This window comes from Telluria beijingensis (genome assembly GCF_030770395.1).
Lineage (GTDB): Bacteria > Pseudomonadota > Gammaproteobacteria > Burkholderiales > Burkholderiaceae_D > Telluria > Telluria beijingensis.
Genome location: NZ_CP132480.1, coordinates 3379654 through 3398422, shown reverse-complemented (window position 1 = coordinate 3398422; position 18769 = coordinate 3379654). Strand labels below are relative to the sequence as shown.

General features: G+C 62.6%; 13 protein-coding genes and 1 tRNA gene. 5 read left to right on the top strand and 9 right to left on the bottom strand.

Going from position 1 to position 18769, the window contains the following annotated elements; genetic code table 11:
• Positions 1-8: 8 nt before the first annotated feature.
• The 3 genes from Q9246_RS15045 to Q9246_RS15035 form a co-directional block, all read right to left on the bottom strand.
• Positions 9-767, bottom strand: coding sequence for a hypothetical protein (locus Q9246_RS15045; protein ID WP_306391401.1), 759 nt, complete (start codon positions 765-767; stop codon positions 9-11).
• Between the two features lie 152 nt (positions 768-919).
• A complete protein-coding gene (locus Q9246_RS15040; RefSeq protein ID WP_306391400.1) occupies positions 920-2041 on the bottom strand; it encodes a beta-ketoacyl-ACP synthase III in 1122 nt (373 codons plus the stop codon).
• A gap of 121 nt (positions 2042-2162) precedes the next feature.
• Complete coding sequence (locus tag Q9246_RS15035; RefSeq protein ID WP_306391399.1) at positions 2163-3590, bottom strand: S41 family peptidase; 1428 nt, start codon at positions 3588-3590, stop codon at positions 2163-2165.
• 599 nt (positions 3591-4189) lie between these two features.
• Between Q9246_RS15035 and Q9246_RS15030 the strand changes: the two genes are divergently transcribed.
• The 4 genes from Q9246_RS15030 to Q9246_RS15015 all read left to right on the top strand — a co-directional run bounded on the left by Q9246_RS15030 (position 4190) and on the right by Q9246_RS15015 (position 10944).
• Complete coding sequence (locus tag Q9246_RS15030; RefSeq protein ID WP_306391398.1) at positions 4190-6274, top strand: M13 family metallopeptidase; 2085 nt, start codon at positions 4190-4192, stop codon at positions 6272-6274.
• Positions 6275-6351: 77 nt separating this feature from the next.
• Positions 6352-8421: a M13 family metallopeptidase gene (locus Q9246_RS15025; RefSeq protein ID WP_306391396.1), complete on the top strand. Its 2070-nt coding sequence runs from the start codon at positions 6352-6354 to the stop codon at positions 8419-8421.
• A 198-nt stretch (positions 8422-8619) separates the two neighbouring features.
• Positions 8620-9651: an acyltransferase family protein gene (locus Q9246_RS15020; protein ID WP_306391395.1), complete on the top strand. Its 1032-nt coding sequence runs from the start codon at positions 8620-8622 to the stop codon at positions 9649-9651.
• A gap of 174 nt (positions 9652-9825) precedes the next feature.
• A complete protein-coding gene (locus tag Q9246_RS15015) occupies positions 9826-10944 on the top strand; it encodes a polysaccharide deacetylase family protein (protein WP_306391394.1) in 1119 nt (372 codons plus the stop codon).
• Here Q9246_RS15015 and Q9246_RS15010 read toward each other — a convergent pair.
• Complete coding sequence (locus tag Q9246_RS15010) at positions 10874-11830, bottom strand: hypothetical protein (RefSeq protein ID WP_306391393.1); 957 nt, start codon at positions 11828-11830, stop codon at positions 10874-10876. The genes Q9246_RS15015 and Q9246_RS15010 overlap by 71 nt on opposite strands.
• 107 nt (positions 11831-11937) lie before the next feature.
• Positions 11938-12537 (bottom strand): c-type cytochrome, encoded by a 600-nt coding sequence (locus Q9246_RS15005; protein WP_306391391.1) that lies wholly within the window; start codon positions 12535-12537, stop codon positions 11938-11940.
• A gap of 196 nt (positions 12538-12733) precedes the next feature.
• On the opposite strand from Q9246_RS15005, the gene Q9246_RS15000 reads away from it, so the two are divergent.
• Positions 12734-12809: transfer RNA gene (locus Q9246_RS15000), tRNA-Arg, on the top strand.
• 396 nt (positions 12810-13205) lie between these two features.
• Here the strand turns inward: Q9246_RS15000 and Q9246_RS14995 are convergent.
• From Q9246_RS14995 to Q9246_RS14980, 4 genes are all read right to left on the bottom strand, one after another.
• Complete coding sequence (locus Q9246_RS14995; protein WP_306391390.1) at positions 13206-14294, bottom strand: acyltransferase family protein; 1089 nt, start codon at positions 14292-14294, stop codon at positions 13206-13208.
• Positions 14291-15634 (bottom strand): putative O-glycosylation ligase, exosortase A system-associated, encoded by a 1344-nt coding sequence (locus tag Q9246_RS14990; RefSeq protein WP_306391388.1) that lies wholly within the window; start codon positions 15632-15634, stop codon positions 14291-14293. The genes Q9246_RS14995 and Q9246_RS14990 overlap by 4 nt, the downstream gene beginning before the upstream one ends.
• A 75-nt stretch (positions 15635-15709) precedes the next feature.
• Positions 15710-15862, bottom strand: coding sequence for a hypothetical protein (locus Q9246_RS14985; protein ID WP_306391387.1), 153 nt, complete (start codon positions 15860-15862; stop codon positions 15710-15712).
• 254 nt (positions 15863-16116) lie between these two features.
• Positions 16117-18354 carry an RIFT barrel domain-containing protein gene (locus Q9246_RS14980; RefSeq protein WP_306391386.1) on the bottom strand — a complete coding sequence of 746 codons (2238 nt, stop codon included), beginning with the start codon at positions 18352-18354 and terminating at the stop codon, positions 16117-16119.
• Between the last annotated feature and the right edge of the window lie 415 nt (positions 18355-18769).

Here is an 18769-nt window from a genome sequence, read left to right as displayed (position 1 = left end):
AGGCCGCTTCAGTAGCTGACCTGAATGCCGGTATGCGGGTAGTACTGGCGTACGTAACGGATCAGGAAATACTGGAAATACAGGATCGAGAAGATCTCGGCGGATTCCTCGAGCGTTACCATGATCGTGAAGGGGATGTCGCGGATACCCCCGACTGTCTTGATGTGAGCGCCTTCGGTGTTTTCCAGTACCACGGAAGCCAGGACGAAACAGGCGCCGGCGAGGCAGAAATGCAGCGCGTAGCGCTTGTCGAGGCGTGACAGGAAGGGCACGAAGTACACGGCTAGGATGGCGAGTACCAGGACGACCGGCACGGTCCAGGCCACGGTCATGAATGGCACCATATCCAGCAGGGAAGTGCCGGAGATGCCGTCGGCCGCACGGTGCAGGATCATGCGCACGTCGGCGAATTCGTCGAGCGACATCAACAGGAAGCCGAGCCCAAGCACCCGCCAGGCCAGCACGTCCGGCTTGTTGTTGAGCTTTTCAAGACGCGAGATCGCCAACAGCATCGCCGCCGTCAACAGCAGGTTTAATGAAGAGAAGTATGTGGGGACATTGGTCTCTTCATAAAAATCGAACATGGGAACGATGCCGAACACGATGTCCCGGTCGAGATAAAACCGGGACACCATTGCAAGGCAATGCGCCAGCACCAAAAACGTGGCAAAAATGACCAGTTTACGATGGACGGCAAACGCGTCGGTAAACGTGATGAATCGCTGGCGCGTGAGGAGCGAAGGAGCGATATCAGGAATTTTTGTCATTGTAGCTCCTGGATAAGATGTGATGCATAGACGACATCCACCAGGGAATTCTACAGGTAACAAAATGTAACTACTAAAATTTTATGACGATTTGATGACAATCCAATTTGCTCGTCTGTTATGCGCAACAGGTATTGTTGCGCGTACAAGAATCAGCGCTTGCGCACGACCACGCAGCCGATCGAATACCCCGCGCCGAACGAGCAGATCACGCCGTTGGCGCCCGCCGGCAGGTCGTCCTGGTACTGGTGGAATGCGATGATCGAACCGGCCGACGAGGTATTGGCATAGCTGTCGAGGATCACGGGCGCTTCGCCGGGCTCGGCGTCGCGACCCAGCAGCGTGCGCACGATCAGCAGGTTCATGTTCAGGTTGGCCTGGTGCAGCCAGTAGCGCGACACGTCCTGGGTCTCGAGGCCGGCCGCCGCAATGGTATCGGCGATCGTCTGGGCCGCCATCGGGCACACTTCCTTGAACACCTTGCGGCCCTGCTGGCGGAACAGTTTATCGGGCTGGCCGACGCCGGCTTCGTCGAAGCGGTTCATGAAGCCGAAATTGTTGCGGATATTGTTCGAGAAGCTGGTCTGGAGGCGGCTGTCGAGGATTTCCCACTGGTGGGCGCCGGTAGCCGTCTCCGCCGCTTCGACCACGATCGCGGTGCAGGCGTCGCCGAAGATGAAGTGGCTGTCGCGGTCGCGGAAGTTCAGGTGGCCGCTGGTGATTTCCGGGTTCAGCACCAGCACCGCGCGCGCGCGGCCGCCGCGCACCGCGTCGACCGCGGTGGCGATGCCGAAGGTGGCCGAGGAGCAGGCCACATTCATGTCAAAGCCGAAGCCGTCGATGCCCAGCGCTTCCTGCACCTCGACCGCCATCGCCGGATAGGCGCGCTGCATATTGCTGCAGGCGACCAGCACCATGTCGATGTCCTGCGGCTGCCTGCCGGCGCGTTCGAGCGCCTGGCGCGCCGCGGCCACGCACATCTCGGCCTGCAGCGAGATCTCGTCGTCGGCCCGCTCCGGGATGCGCGCCGTCATGCGGGTCGGGTCGAGGATGCCGCTCTTTTCCATCACGTAGCGCGACTTGATGCCCGATGCTTTTTCGATGAAGCCGCTGCTCGACGGTTCCAGCGCCGTCATCTCGCCCGCCGCGATCTTCTGCGCGTGCTCCTGGTTGTGCAGTTCGACATAGGCGTTGAAGGCTGCCACCAGCTCGTCGTTCGAGATGGAATGCGGTGGCGTAAACAGGCCGGTGCCGCTGATGACGACAGGTTTCATATTCAGCAAACTTTCAAGGAAGATAAGCGGAGTTGCCCGCAGGGTGGGCCGATTTTACACGCTCGGCGCAGGCGTGGGAATCGGCCGGGATGCGGCTGCGGCAGCGAAGGAGCGGCTGACTTTAGTGCTCTTGCTGGGCCAGCGTGGTGGCGGCGCCGGCGCGCCTGGACAGCACCACTTCCTGGCCCTTGAGGTGGCGCAAGGCCTGGGCCAGCTGGAAGTCGTCCACGCTGCCGTAGTCGAGCGGCTTGCGGGTGCGCGCCTCGGCCAGCAGGCGCATCTGTTCCTCGATATCGTCCTCGCGGGTGGCGACTTCAGGACCCGAGCCATTCGCCAGGTGGTGCTGCAGGTCGGCTTCGCGCATGCGCAGCGCGTTCAGGCCGTCGCCTTCGAGCGTTTCGTCGACCGGGAAATCGGGCACGATGCCGCGCGCCTGGATCGAGCGGCCGGCCGGGGTGTAATAGCGCGCGGTGGTCAGCTTGACGGCGGCGTCGCGCCCGATCGGGCGGATGGTCTGCACCGAGCCCTTGCCGAAGGTCTGGCTGCCGAGAATGGCGGCGCGTTTATAGTCCTGCAGGGCGCCGGCCACGATCTCGGAGGCCGAGGCCGAGCCGGTATTGACCAGCACCACCATCGGCAGGTTCTTGAATGCCGGCGGCAGCGTGGCCAGCGGATCGGCGCCGCTGCGCAGCATGTAGAACTCGGGGCGGGCGTAAAAGCGCTGGCGTGAATCCGGCAACTGGCCATTGGTCGAGACCACTTCGGCATTCTTCGGCAGGAAGGCGGCGGCAACGCCGATCGCGCCCTGCAGCAGGCCGCCGGGGTCGTTGCGCAGGTCGAGCACCAGGCCTTTCAGGTCGGGGTCTTCGCGGTACAGCGCCTGCAGCCTGGCCGCCATGTCGTCCACCGTCGGCTCCTGGAACTGCGCGATGCGCAGCCAGGCATAGCCCGGCTCCACCATCTTCGCCTTGACGCTTTTTTGCACGATCTCGCGCCGCTCGATGGTGAATTCGAGCGGTTCTGGCGCATCCTTGCGCGCGACGGTGAGCGTGACGCGGGTGCCCGGCTCGCCGCGCATGCGCTTGATGGCGTCGTCGATCGGCGTGCCCTGCACCGGGTGGCCGTCGATGCGGGTGATCAGGTCGCCCTCCTTGATGCCGGCGTGGTAGGCCGGCGAATCTTCCATCGGGGTGACAATCTCGATATAGCCGTCGTCGCTCACGGCGATCTCGATGCCCACGCCGACGAAGCGGCCCTCGGTGCCTTCGCGCAGCTCGCGGTAGGCGCGCGGGTCGAGGTAGGCCGAATGCGGGTCGAGCGAGGCGACCATGCCGGCGATCGCTTCGGACAGCAGGGCCTTGTCTTCGACCGGCTCGACGTAGGTGGACTTGATGACGCCGTAGACGTCGGCCAGCTGGCGCAGTTCGGCGATCGGCATGCCGGCCTCGACCGGCGGCTTGAACGCGAGGGCCGAGAATTGCATGGTCAGGCCGACCCCGGCGATTACGCCCAGGCCGACGAGGCAGGAATTCTTGAAGGTGGAGCCCATGTGGTTGATCCGTTGGATAGCCGCGCGCCGCACCGGCAGGCGCGAGCTTATGCCTGAGGTAGCGCAAGGCCAGTATAAACCGGTTCGCGCGGCGCTGCGGGCGGTGGCGCAAAACCGCTTGCCAGGGAAGATGCGGGCTGACAGGTACAGGCGCTGCGGGCCGCTTGTTGCATCCAGCCCGGCGATGGTAAGCAATTGTAAGAGTAGGAGAGCGTGCGGATGAGGCAGCCTATAGTTGGAACCAGTTTTTCTCTCTCTCTCTCCACTCTTGAAGTGGTCTTTGCCCGCGGCCTCCACCGCGGGCTTTTTTCTTCCTGGCCCCACCTTCGAACACCCCGCGGTCTCGCAAGCTGCCTCCGCGCAGATTGTACATTCCACGTTGCCGGGCACGCAGCGCACTTGTCACCTTGTTGTCATCTTCCAACACATGCATACGCGAAAACACATGTGTGCCGTGTATCGAAAAGTAAAAATCTTTGCTCTTCAGGCGAGGTCGTTTGCCTTCCCGCTAGAATGTTCTTTTGCCGGAGCGTAGCAGGCGCATCCGGTCGGACTCGAATAATCCCTGCCATCACACTCCGCAAGTAAGGAATTTCCCCGTGAAGCGACACCTTCTGAGCACCCTGACCCTGTCCCTGATGGCGGCCTTCGCCATGCCGGCCATCGCCGCCGCATCCGCCGACACCGCACCGGCCACCGCGGCCACCGCGAGCGCCCCGGCCGGCGTCGTCTCGGGCATCGACACCCAATACATCGACACCGGCGTGCGTCCGCAGGACGACTTCTTCACCCACCTGAACGGCAAATGGCTGAAGGAGACCGAGATCCCGAGCGACCGCTCGAGCTGGGGCACGTTCATGAAGCTGCGCGAGGACACCACCCCGCAACTGCTGGCCATCATCGAGGCGGCGCAGAAGGACACCAGCGCCAAGGCGGGCAGCGAGACCCGCAAGATCGGCGACCTGTACGCCAGCTTCATGGACGCCGAGCACCGTGAAAGCCTGGGCTACAAGCCGCTCACCGGCGAGCTGTCGCGCATCCGCGCACTGAAGGACAAGAAGGGCATCCCGGCCCTGTCCGCCCACCTGGCGAAGATCGGCGTCTCGAGCCCGTACGGCATCTACGTCGGCCAGGACATGCGCGAGTCGACCAGGTACGCCACCTATATCAGCCAGAGCGGCTTGGGGCTCCCCGACCGCGACTACTACCTGAAGCAGGACGACGCCAAGCTGGCGGAGATCCGCGCCAAATACCAGCAGCACGTCGAGAAGACCCTCCTGCTCGCCGGCGAAAAGAACGCCGCGGCCCAGGCCAAGGCCATCGTCGACTTCGAGACCGAATTGGCCAAGGTGCAGTGGACCAAGGTCGAGAACCGCGACCCGGTCAAGCGCTACAACAAGATGAGCGTGGCGGAGCTGGCCAAGCTGGCGCCGGGCTACGACTGGAAGGCGGCCTTCGCCGCCGCCGGCGTGGGCAACAAGCTCGACTACATCATCGTCAACCAGCCGAGCTACTTCACCGGCTTCAACGAACTGCTGGCGAAAACCGACCTGGCGACCATCAAGTCCTACTTCGAATGGCAACTGCTGCGCGAATACGCGCCTTACCTGTCGAAGGCCTTTGTCGACGCGGACTTCGCCTTCTACGGCACCGCGCTGACCGGCGTGGCCGAGCAGCGTCCGGAGTGGAAGAAGGGCGTGGCGACCGTCGAAGGCGCGCTGGGCGAGGCGCTCGGCAAGCTGTACGTGAAAGAGCACTTCCCGGCCGAGCGCAAAGCGCGCATGGAAGAGCTGGTGAAGAACCTCATCACCGCCTACGGCCAGTCGATCGACAACCTGGAGTGGATGAGCCCCGCGACCAAGAAGGAAGCGCGCGCCAAGCTGGCCAAGTTCACGCCGAAGATCGGCTATCCGGACAAGTGGCGCGACTATGCGCGCCTGGCCATCAAGCGCGACGACCTGGTCGGCAACGCGATGCGCGCCTCGACCTTCGAGTACGAACGCAATATCGGCAAACTGGGTAAGCCGATCGACCACACCGAGTGGGGCATGACGCCGCAGACCGTGAACGCGTATTACCGCAGCACGATGAACGAGATCGTGTTCCCGGCCGCGATCCTGCAGCCGCCGTTCTTCGACATGCGCGCCGACGACGCCGTCAACTATGGCGCGATCGGCGCCGTGATCGGCCACGAGATCGGCCACGGCTTCGACGACAAGGGCAGCCAGTCGGACGGCGACGGCAACCTGCGCAACTGGTGGACCGCCGAGGACAAGGCCGCGTTCAAGGCCCGCACCGACAAGCTGGTGGCCCAGTTCAACGGCTACAGCCCGCTGCCTGGCTATAGCGTCAACGGCGAGCTGACCCTGGGCGAGAACATCGGCGACAACGCCGGCCTGGCGATCGGCTACAAGGCCTATCAGCTGTCGCTGAACGGCAAGCCGGCCCCGGTGATCGACGGCCTGACCGGCGACCAGCGCTTCTTCATGGGCTGGGGCCAGGTGTGGCGCTCGAAGATGCGCGAAGCGCAGCAGATCAACCAGGTCAAGACCGACCCGCACTCGCCGGGCCAGTTCCGCGCCAACGGCACGGTGCGCAATATGGCGGAGTTCTACAAGGCCTTCGACGTGAAACCGGGCGACAAGATGTACCTGCCGCCAGAGGAACGCGTCATCATCTGGTAATCTGGTTCCAGGAGCGGGCCGGCGTCACGAGCGCCGGCCCGTTTTGCATTGCACTCACAACAAAGAGAGAGAGATCCATGAAACGACATCTGTTCAGCGCCGCCGCACTCGTGCTGGTGGCTTCCTTCGCGCATGCCGAATCCGGCGCCGCCCCTGCCACCGCCGCTACCGCCGCCAAGGCCAGCGTCGCGTCGTCCGGCATCGCCACCCAATACATCGATGCGGGCGTGCGCGCGCAGGACGATTTCTTCGAACACCTCAACGGCAAGTGGCTCAAGACGGTCGAGATCCCGGCCGACAAGTCGACCTGGGGCGCCTTCCACCAGCTGCGCGACGACACCCTGCCGCAGCTGCGCGCGATCATCGAGAAGGCCGCCATGGAACGCACCGCGGCCAACGGCACCGAGGCGCGCAAGATCGGCGACTTCTACGCCAGCTACATGGACGAAGCGCGCCTGGAGCAGCTGGGCGCCAAGCCGCTCGCTGGTGAACTGGGCAAGATCGCTGCCGTCAAGAGCAAGGGCGAACTGCCCGCCATGTTCGCCCACCTGGGCCGCATCGGCGTCAACGTTCCGTTCGTGTTCTACATCCACCAGGACGCCAAGGATTCGACCAGGTATGTGGCCGACCTGTACCAGGCCGGCCTAGGCATGCCCGACCGCGACTACTACCTGAAAACCGACGACGCCAAGCTGGCCGACACGCGCGCCAAGTACCAGCAGCACATCGAGAAGATGCTGGCGCTGGCCGGCGGCAAAAATGCCGCGGCCGATGCGAAAGCCATCGTCGCGCTGGAAACCGAGCTGGCTAAGGTGCAGTGGACCAAGGTCGAGAACCGTGACCCGATCAAGACCTATAACAAGGTCGAGCTGGACAAGCTGGCCGCGATGGCGCCGGGCTACGACTGGCAGCAGTGGCTGAAGGCATCCGGCCTGCAGGGCAAGGCCGACTACCTGATCGTCAGCCAGCCGACCTACCTGAAGGGCTTCGCTGACGTTCTCAACCGAATTCCGCTGGAAACCTGGAAAGCCTATCTGCAGTTCCAGACCGTGAACGGCTACGCCAACTACCTGTCGAAGGCCTTCGTCGACCAGCGCTTCGCCTTCAACGGCACCACCCTGGCCGGCATCCCGCAACTGGAACCGCGCTGGAAGCGGGGCGTTTCGACGCTGGAATCGAGCCTGGGCGACGCGGTGGGCAAGCTGTACGTGGCCAAGCACTTCCCGGCCGAGCGCAAGGCGCATATGGAAGTCCTGGTCAACAACCTGCTGGCCGCTTATAAAGACTCGATCGATACCCTGGACTGGATGAGCCCCGCGACCAAGAAGGAAGCGCAGGCCAAGCTGGCCAAGTTCACGCCGAAGATCGGTTATCCGAACAAGTGGAAAGACTACTCGGCCCTGACCGTGAACCGCGACGACCTGGTGGGCAACGTGATGCGTTCGCGCGAAGTGGAATACAACCGCGAACTGAACAAGCTGGGCAAGCCGATCGACCGCGACGAGTGGGGCATGACGCCGCAGACCGTCAACGCCTACTACAACCCGGAACTGAACGAGATCGTGTTCCCGGCCGCCATCCTGCAGCCGCCGTTCTTCGACGCCAACGCCGACGACGCGGTCAACTACGGCGGCATCGGCGCCGTGATCGGCCACGAGATCAGCCATGGCTTCGACGACCAGGGTTCGCAGTACGACGGCGACGGCAATATGCGCAACTGGTGGACCGAGGAAGACGGCAAGCGCTTCGGCGAGAAGACCAAGGCGCTGATCGCGCAGTACGCCGCCTTCAGCCCGCTGGAAGGCTATAACGTCAACGGCGAACTGACGCTGGGCGAGAACATCGGCGACAACTCGGGCCTGGCGATCGCCTATAAAGCCTACAAGATCTCGTTGAAGGGCAAGCCGGCGCCGGTAATCGACGGCCTCACGGGCGACCAGCGTTTCTACATGGGTTGGGGCCAGGTGTGGCGCACCAAGATGCGCGAGCCGGCGCAGATCGCCCAGATCAAGACCGATCCGCATTCGCCGGCGCAGTACCGTGCCAACGGTACGCTGAAGAACCAGCCTGGTTTCTATGAGGCCTTCGGGGTCAAGACTGGTGATAAAATGTATCTTGCGCCAAAAGATCGTGTAATCATCTGGTAAAGTATCTCCTTACCAACAATTCAACCTGGTAAATGAAGTGCCGGCGAGTAATTGTTAGCCGGCACTTTTTTCATTGCGTCGCCATGCAGCCTGGATTCTCCCGGCTGCATGATGGCTGGAATCCGCGCCTGTTGCCCATTTCACGGAATTGACATCAGAAAGGGCTAAGCTTTTCGTCTTACAGGAGTTACCGCGCGAATGACGACTCACTATATCCCTTACTTGGATGGATGGCGTGGACTGGCGATCTTGCTATTGCTGGTAGGGCACTTCTTTCCGGTCGACGGGATCAATTTCGGCATCGTTGGCGTGGCATTGTTTTTCGCCCTGTCGGGCTATCTGATGACCTGGGCCCTGTTCGTCAAGGGCATGCACATCGGGGTGTTTTATCGACGCCGCATTTCGCGCGTGATGCCGTCGATTGCGGTCTACCTGGCGCTCATTACCGGCTTTTTCTTCCTGACCGGACAGCAGATCGTCCTGGGGGAATTGCTTCCGGCGTTGACGTTTACGAACAATTATTTCGTCACCGGTAACTGGACAATGCCGTTCGGGCATATCTGGTCGCTGAGCGTGGAAGAACATGCCTATGTCGTCCTCGCGCTCGCAGCCTGCTGGTGCCGCTGGCGTGGCACGGCCGCCACCAGGGCCATTGCGCTCATCGTGTGCGTCATCCTGCTGGCCATCGCGATCTATGCCTTCGTTCCAGGCGCACAGGCGCCGGGCGCCAGCCTGCGCACCGAGCAGGCATCATTCGGTATCTTCATGGCGGGCCTGGTCCTGCTGGCATCCGGCAATGGCGGCCTGCGGGGCGCCGCAGCATGGATCGCCCCGGTCGCGCTATTGCTCGGCATTGCCGCGCACTGGTGGAGCGTTCCCGCCAGTGTACGCATCGTCGTTTCCGGGGTCGCCTTCGCACTCGCGATCAATACGATGCACGCGGCGCCCGCATGGCTCCGGTCCGTGTTCGAATGGTCCTGGCTGCGCAAGCTGGGCCAGTATTCATTCTCGATCTATCTGTGGCAGCAGCCGATGTATCAGCTCTGCCGCGATATCGACCTAGCGCCCGCGCTGGGCGTCGCCGTCGCCTTGCTGAGCGGCCTGGTGGCGTTTCATCTGGTCGAACGGCCGTTACGCTCCTGGCTGAACAGCGGCTGGGCCGCCGAATCCGGTACGCCTGCGGTAGCCGGCGTGGCGTCGAACGACGTCCGGCCCCATTCCATCTCTTGATCCTTTGTCGCAACGCAGCGCGCAGGTGCACGTTCGCGGCTACGCCTGGAACGGCATTTATCCTATAATTGTAAAATTTGAAAGAATTGCGTTGCGATTCGTTCTGCGCGCCTCGCGCGGGACAAGCCGAGCACACTGTCACCAGTGCAAGCAATGCCAACCTGTCGAGCTACCATGCCGCTTTCTCACCTTCGACCCAAGATCGTCGTCCTGTTTTTCGCGAAAGCGCTCGGCCTGTTCGCCCTGGCGCGCCTGCTGACCAGCCGGCGCTTGCGGATCCTCTGCTATCACGGCGGCTGTATCGGCGATGAGCTCGGTTATAACCCGAAATTGTTTTGCTCCACTGACACGTTCCGCCAACGTATCGCGTGGCTGCAGCGCAAGGGATTCAACTTCGTGTCGCTCGACGATGCCGTGCGCATGCCCAGCGCCAGCCGCGGCAGGCTGGACACCGTGATCACCTTCGACGACGGCTGGTACTCGACCGGCCGCGAACTGCTGCCGGTGCTCGCGGAGCGCGGCATTCCCTCCACGCTCTACCTGTGCACCCAGCACTTCCTCGAAGGGTGGCCGGTGCTTAATGTTGCGACGCGCTATCTGCTGTGGAAAGCGCCACGCCAGGTCGTGACCGTGCGCGGCATCGGCCCCGACGTCGACGGCGAACATGATCTCGCGCAGCCCGCCGTTCGTGAAGCACTGGCGCGGGCGGTCGTTGCCGCACTGGGACCGTCGGCGCAGGATCGCCAGGCGGTCTGCAACGCGCTCGAGCGGCTGGGCGCCTGTATCGGCGTGGACCGCGCTGCGCTGGCGCTCGACAGCCGCCGTTTCGACTACATGACGGCCGATGAAGTACGGGCCGCGGCCGGCACGGGGTGCGCGATCGAACTGCATGGCCACGCACACTATTATCCGCGCGGCGCGCCCGAGCAGTTTCGTACCGACCTCGCGCTGTGCGAGGCGGCCATCGTGGCCCTTGGCTTGCCCAGGCCCCGGCACTACTGCTACCCGAGCGGGTCGTTCGACGATGCCGCAGCGGGCGTGCTGAGCGATCTGGGCATCGTCTCGGCAACCACGTGTGTGCCGGGGCTGATCGCCGACACTGCGCCGCCCCATGCCGCCTACCTGCCGCGTTTCCTGGATGGCGAGAGCATCCACCGGCTCGAATTCGAGGCCGAGATGAGCGGTTTCACCGATTTCCTGCGCCGCGCGATGCGCGCGCCGGTCAGCCAGCCTGGGGCGAAAACGCCGGCTGAGAGCGGGCCCATGCCTGTTGCCGGCGCCGCCCCCAAATGAGCATGTAGTTCCTGGGAACGTAGCGCCCGGCCTCGTGCAGGCTGCGCCGGGTCGGCGACTTGGACAGCGCATTGGCGTTGGCTTCCCCGCCGGTGGCGACATACAGCAGCTGCGCGCCCGCGCCGGTCGGCACCTCGCGCAGGTAGGCCAGGCGCGGGCTGACCGTGGCCAGCGCCGGATCGTAGAACCAGCTGCTGCCGAACATGCCGAGCACCTCGGGGTGCAGTGCGTACAACTCGGCGCAGCAGCGATAACACTCGTTCGAGCCTTCTTCGTTGAAATGCTCGAGCATGAACTGGTGGGTGTGGATCTGGAAATACGGCCGGAACCCGCCTATCGTGGCGATGGCCGCAGCGCAGCGCAGCCAGTCCAGCGGCGTTCCCCGCGCGAGCAGCGAGCGCGGTACGCCGCAGCGCGGATCGACGAGACGTGCCCCTGCGACATACAGGCGCAGGGTGGCGATGCCGAATTCCTTGTGAAACAGGTCGTGGTCGAGCCGCAGCCACGGCGCCGCGGCGTCGTCGGCGGCCAGGATGCGGCGGAACTGGGCCAGCTGCTGCCGGTGCACGCGCGGCGGCAGCCGGGCCATGCGCGCCCCGCCGGCGCTGTCGGCCAGGCCATGCAGGATGGCGGCGCGCAGGAAGGCCGATGCGCCGGACTCCCCGGCCTTGGCGCGCGCCAGGGCGACGAGTTCGCCGGCCGCGGGCGTGAATACCTTGTAGCTGTCGAGCCTGCCTGGCCCTGGTGCGTCTTTCAGGAAACGGTCGAGCAGGTCCAGGCCGTTGGCGAGTCCCAGTGCATCCAGCAAACGATCGCGTGAGGCGCGCGCCCTTGTTTCCAGTTCTTCCAGTTCCATCCCGATCCCGTCGTTTCCAGCCGCAGGCACGATGCCTTTATCGAACGTGGCAATATAGCATTTTTCGATTATGAAATTGCTATCGAGGACGGGGAGGGCGTGCCCGGTACTGGCCCGGGCACAGGCGCTGCGATCGGTCAGCCGGCCTTCGGCTCGGCGCCGGCCTGGTCGGCTGCCTGGGTCTCGCCGGTAGCGGCCGCGTCGCCCGGCGCATTGCCGGCGGCCGGAGCGGGCACTTCCGGCTCCTTGAAGCTGGCGCCGCTCTTGTTGGTCATGAACACCACCGCCCGTGCGACTTCGATGTCGTCCAGGTCGGGATTGCCGCCCTTGGCAGGCATTGCGCGGATACCCTCGATCGCATGCTTGAGGACCGTATCGTAGCCCTGCGCCAGGCGCGCACCCCAGCTGCCGTTATCGCCCGTCTTCGGCGCGCCGGCCATGCCGCTGTCATGGCAAGCCGCACAGGTGGCGGCATACACGGCGGCGCCGGCTTGCAGCACGCGCGGGGCATTCGCATCGACCAGCGTGAAGCCTTCTTCGGCGACGGGACGCATGCGATTGGTCACCGCCTCGGCGCTCTGGCCATCGGTGCCGGCGCCGGTGACCGGCGCGGTAGTGACAAAGGAAACCAGGAGGATGATGCCGATCACGATCACGAGGAAGAACCCTGTGACGGCCACCACCAGCTGTTTCGGTGTCCGGATGAGGGATTGATGTTCGTTATGTGCGTCGCTCATGATTTCCTTAAGGGGATAAAAAAAACCTGCGATCCTGTCTCGGCATGCCGTTTCATGCCGAATTGCAAACTCCGGTTGCGGCCGATTATAGTCCTAAGTTTTCTGATTGTAACTAGTTATATGGGAGGAGAACGGCAGTTCCCCATGGACGGGCAGGCGGAAAAACTGTATCCTTCGGACACCCGTATTTCCCTGCGCGGCTGTAGCTCAGTGGATAGAGTATTGGCCTCCGAAGCCAAGGGTCGCTGGTTCGATCCCAGCCAGCCGCGCCATTTCTTGTGGAAATTCGACGTCTTATCCTGTCGCCATCGCACGGTTTATTCCTGAGCGACACGCGATCATTACCGCTCACTATTCTCATACTGCTCTCGCATCTTCTGCCGAGAGAAGCTTGAACGCCTGTCAGCCGGGATCGATCTCGGCAGCGCAGCCCGTCAAGGACCGTGCCGGCAGGTGAGCCCGGGACACCAAGGAAACGACATCGGTGGCGACCCTGGACAGCCTGACCCAGGATTCTCTTTGAATCTCTGTGTATAAAGAGCGGCTCAAAGAGAGCCAAGCGTTTGATTTTGAAATAAAAAATCTAATTCTTGGCGTAGGCGCTCTATTTTTTCCTGTCCTTCTCTTTGCCGATATCGCCAGGCTCGTCCACCAGGAGCCGCACAATGTCACCCCTGCGAAGGATACTGGCTAGGCACGCTCTTGCGTGCCGTAAGACGGCGAATATGCCGCTGCGCCGGCGCATCGATCCCATGATGCAGCACCATCGACAGCACGAAGACCACCACGAACGACAGCCACACATACAGGGGATTGATGTCGTTGGTATTCGACATGAACGCCGCCTTGAGCACGTCATAGACCAGGTAATGCACCATATAGGTGGAGTACGATATCTCGCCCAGGTAGACCAGCGAGGGCCGGGACAGGAAAGCGGCGATCCAGGAAGTGGCAACCGCGAGATAGGCGATGAACAGCGCGAAGGACATCGGTATCACGGCGTAGTCGGGCAGGTCGAACACGGCATACAGCGTGACCAGGCCGACGAAGCCGAGCAGCGCGGCGTTGCCGTGTTTCTCCAGCACCGCCCGGTGATTGACGAACAGGGAGCCGACGAACACGCCCATCAGGAATTCGAACATCGTGCGTACCAGGGCCATGCGTGGCACGTCCGCGCCCAGCGAGATCACGCCCTGCAGGGTGTATACCAGCCCGAGGCCGCTGGCGATCGCGACGATCATGAGCATGTGGATCGCCGCGCCCGCGCGCAGCTTGCGCAGGCAGGCCGCCATCAGCGGGAAGAATAAATAGACGAACCATTCCGAACTGATGGACCAGGACGGCACATTCCAGGTCAGCTCGCTTCCAACCCACATATGCACGAGGAACATGCTTTGGAAGAAGGCGGTCCAGGTATAGGATTCCGGGGCCGAGCCGCTGCTCGAAAGCAGCTGGAATGCGACGTAGAGGCCCAGGTAGCCGATCAGCATGACGAAGTGGACGGGGTAGATGCGCGCCAGCCGATGCCAGTAGAATTTGCCGATCCTGCCGGCGCTCTGCTGCGCCAGCGCGGCATGGTAGCTGAGGTAGATCACGAAGCCGCTGAGCAGGAAGAACAGGTCGACCGCCAGGTAACCGTGGGCCAGCAGGCGTGCCAGCGGCGCCGGTATCGAGTCGCCCAGCAGGGTCAGGGAGTGGAACAGGACCACCCACCACGCGCATATGCCGCGTAGTCCGGCAAGTTGATGGATTCTCACGTCGTCACGCGTCTTTCTTCCCTGGTTTTCCGGAGCGCGGCCTGCTGATCGTCGCGCAGCACCCTTGCGGAATACTGGTCGAGCGTGATCGTCAGGCCGATCACGTAGAAAATGAAGGGCTGGTAGGCGATGCCGACGAATGCGCCGCCGGCAAGGAACACGAAGATGGCGCTGATCAGCGCGTCGGCCAGGGCGACCATCCATGCCATGCCGGCATGCTGCTTCCACCTTGTCTTCAGCGAGCGCAGTTTGAGGATGCACAGCAGGATCATCGTGATGTAGACGATGAAACCGGGCACGCCCTGCTCGCCCAGCACTTCGAAGTAAATGCTGTGGAATGCCTTGCCTGCCTGCTGCCATGCGGGGTAGTAGTGAACGGTCCCGTCCTCGGTCACCATGGAGATGCGGTTATGGATATACGCGTCGAAGCCGCCGCCCAGGGGATGCTCGCGCACGAAATCGAGCGTCCATTCCCATACCCTGATCCGGCCCAGCGCCGACGAGTCCTGCTCGTAGGATTCGATGGTCGACATGCGTTCGCCCCAGGTGGTCGCGGTCAGGTCGATGTTGAGGTAGGCGACAGCCGCGATCGCCAGCGCGGCAATCCACCAGCGCTTGTTGCGCGACTTGAGCAGCATCACGATGCCGAGCACGCCAAGGGCAATGATGCCGGTACGCGCGCTGGTGCCGATGACCGTCGCGACCGCGGTGACGATGATGCCAAGGAAGAGGCAGGTCGTGAAAAGGTTCTTTGGAAGCAGGAGATTGTGCCGCATCACATAGACGATCAACGGCACCAGCATCGCGCAGACAACGGCCAGGGTGCTCCCTTCTGCCAGGCCGGTATTGCCGCCTCCCATGATCGACAGGACGCCGTAGCCGCCGCCGCCGAGCAGGGTCTTGACGCCGGCTGAACAGAAGATCGTCGCCGCGGAAAAGATCAGGACCAGGATGAAGGCCTCGATCTGGACCCGTGACCGGAAGATGAACGGGATGAACATCGCGAAGATCATTACCTTGAATGCCCAGTCCCATTTTTGCCATGGACGTCCCGGAATGGTCGACATCGAGGTGGTCAGCGTCACCCAGGCGGCGAAGAACAGGATCAGCATTAACAGGGCGCCGAAACGCGGTGGCGCCTTCCGGTCGTTGATCATGTACTGGCCCAGCATGGCCAGCGCCGCCGCCATCGACAGCGGCCAGCCGGTGATGATCGAATAGGCCAGCTGCTGTGGCTTGACGACGTCGACCCATACGAAGCCCAGGGCGGCCGCGAAGGCGGCTGAAAACCCCATGAGCATCAGGCCGAGGAAGACAGCCGTTAGATAAAGACTTTGCATGCGTGTAGTCGAAGGATTGGGCGGCAGGGCGGGCGGATGCAGGGATCGCCAGGAATGGGGCAGCGGTGCCCGGATTTATTTTTTTACTGTTGGCTTGCGGTCCGCAGGGGGCTCTACTGGCGTGCTGTCCTTGGAAAACCAGGGAATTTGCCGGTCGAGCTTGATGGCACGAAAAACGGTATAAACAATCAACAAACCGAACAGCAGTAAGGCCGCGTTATCAATCATGGTTCACTTTCACCAGGGCTTCGCCATGCCGATGTCCCCTGCCGGAGCGGGCATGTTGATGCGAAAGAAATGACTGCAAGAATACCATGTGAAGAAGAGCAACAGCGTCCGGGTACGTGAAAATGTTATATTTTCGACACTGAAGTTTGCCGGCAGGCGCGATCGCGCGCCGGCACGCGCGGCCATCACGCTCGCGTGCCCCCAAAAAAAAAGCGGAAGACCGAGGTCTTCCGCTTTGACGGGATGCTGGACGATCAGCGCGGCACGATGGCGAACTGCGGTTCGGCAGCGTAGTCGGGCTGGAATGGACGCTTGGCGTACAGGTCCCAGGCTTGCTTGCCCTTGCTGTTGACCGAGGCGCTGTAGGCCAGGGCCGGGCGGATGATCGATTGCGAACTCACCGTGGTCACGTAGCCCACCATCGCACCGACGCGCAGCTTCAGGTTTGCCGCCATTTCGGCGCTGGCGCAGCCCAGCTTCAGGAAGTCGGCGGTGTGGTTGAACTTGTACACATCGCCGATCGTCGCGTACAGCGGCGAGGTTTCGCTGTCGCGAACCTTCATGCTGTAGGCCGGTGCCTCGATCCAGCAGTAACCGTCGCCCACCATGCGCTCGACCGAGAACTTCGATTTCCAGGTCAGCAGCGATTGCGCACGGTCGAAGCCCAGTTCGGCCATGCGGCCCACCGCCGCGGTGAAGAAGTCGTCCTGCCATGGGGCCAGGCCGGTCTTCTTGTCGTACACGATCGCGTAACCGTGCGTCAGCACGCCCAGGTTGTTGGTGTTCGGGTTGTTCGTGTAGTTCTCGTTGTACCAGTCGATATTGTTGTTCACGATATTGGTGAAGCCAGCCTTTTGCGGATCGTCGTCCGGCACGATGTACGCTGCCTCGGCCACCGTACGCAGGGTCCATGCCTGGCCACGCACCTGGTCCGATTTCACCAGGCCGCGCAGGTTCTCGCGGTAGCCCGGGTTGCCGTAGAAGCTGCTCCAGTTAGCCCAGAACAGCAGCTCCTCGAGGTGGAAATAGTCGCCCGAGACCAGGTAAGGCACGTACGAGAAGGCGGCCTGGTGCGAGGTGTCGGCCACCATCGGGGTCTTGCACAGCGTTGCCGGGCAGGCCGGGAAGGCTTCGCGCTGCTGGGTCTTCGGGTTCTTCGTGTCCGGCGCATTGCCGATCACGGTGATGTACGGGTATTCGGCCAGCGTCACCGGACGGTCGGTCTGCTTGTTGCGGTAGTGAACCGACCAGCTGCCGGCGAGGGTCGACATGCCCAGCGAGATATCCTTCAGGCGCTGGTCCATGCTGAGCAGGTACAGGGCGTTCCAGGCCGGCATCAGGCCGATGTCGCTGCGCGCACCGGTCGTCGGCATGTAAGGCTGGCCGACGCCGGCCTGCATCGGCGCGGTGTTGCCGGTCGTCCAGCGCTTGGACCACGAAGCGATCGTCGCTTCCTTGATCACCAGCGACTGGTCGTAGTTCGGCAAGGCCTTGCTGGCGATCAGGTAAGCCGTGTTGTGGCGCATCTCGAGCTTCGGCTCGGTGCCCCACCAGTACACCTTGCGCCAGCGGGCGTGGTGGTAGTGTTCCAGGGCGTTCTGCGTATAGACCGGCTGTCCGCCGACCAGCACCTGCGCATCGTAGGTGAAGTTCTGCGGCGCGGCCTCGTATGCCCAGCCGTTCTCGACCGTCACGTCCACGCGTGCGTTGTTGCTGCCCGCATACGAACGAATGGCGAAGCGCGCGGTAAGATGGGGATGCGGCACGCCGTCGGCGGTTTTCAGCGGCGCACCGACGATCCACTCGTTGGCGAGCGGGCCGTTCAGCCACACGGTGTACTTACCGGATTTCAGCATCTCGTCCGCCGATGCCGTATAGCGCACGCCGCCGATCGTCGCGGTGAAACCCGCGGTGAAGCCGGCGCCCAGCAGGGCGGCCGGCGTTGCCGCCGCGGCCGGGGCGGTGGCGGTGGCGGTGGACAGCGTGATGGTTTCGCTTTGTTTCGGTGCGCTGCTCGGCAATTGGGCAGTGATGATCGCGTGACGAACCGAGCCGTCGGGGTGACGCGCCTTGACGTTCACCTGCAGCGGGATGGCGGCGCCGGCGGCGGTCTTGCCGACCAGGGTTTCGCCGCTGCGCACGTCGCCCTGGGCGAATGCCTGGCCGAAGGTGACCGCTGCCGACGACTGCGCGGCCGTGGCGCTGCTCGTCAGCTGGAACGTGGTGATCGAACGCGACGGCGCGGTATTCGTCTTGCTGCCGCCGGTCGGCAGTGGCGCCCCGCGGTCCGGGATGAGAGTGGGAGCAGCCTTGCTGCCGATGATGGCTTCGCCCGTGCCGGACATCGAGTTCGGCACGGAGGTAACGACCTCGGCACTGGTCACGGCGCTGGCGATCGGCGCGTCCGCGCTACCGCCACCACCGCAACCGGCCAGTGCTGCGCAGATGATCGACAGAATTGTTACGGGAGCAACTGAAGTAGAATTTCGCATGATTGAATGTAAGGTGGAGATCAGCGGGAAACAAATAGTGCCGCATGGATACATTCAGGTTACAGCGAAATATCAGTTGACGTGTGGAAAAATTTTACTTTACTAACGAAAAAAATTCACAAAATTCCGGAAAACAACATTTGATTGTTTGATTGTTCAAGATTGTTGCAAACAAATACTTCCTTGATTTAACCATCGTATTTCATTGGAAGTTTATCCATGCATGAGCTCGCTTTATCAATCATTCCATTGAATTGAAATTAATTCTTTTAACAAAATTAAAAGCACCGAGTCCTTTTATGCAATACCTGTTTCCAAGTGATTAACATGCGCCGTCTTCTTTTTGCGCTGGCCCTGCTGGCGATATTCTGCCTGGGAGGCGCCATCTATTGGCTGAACCAGCAAGGAATCACGC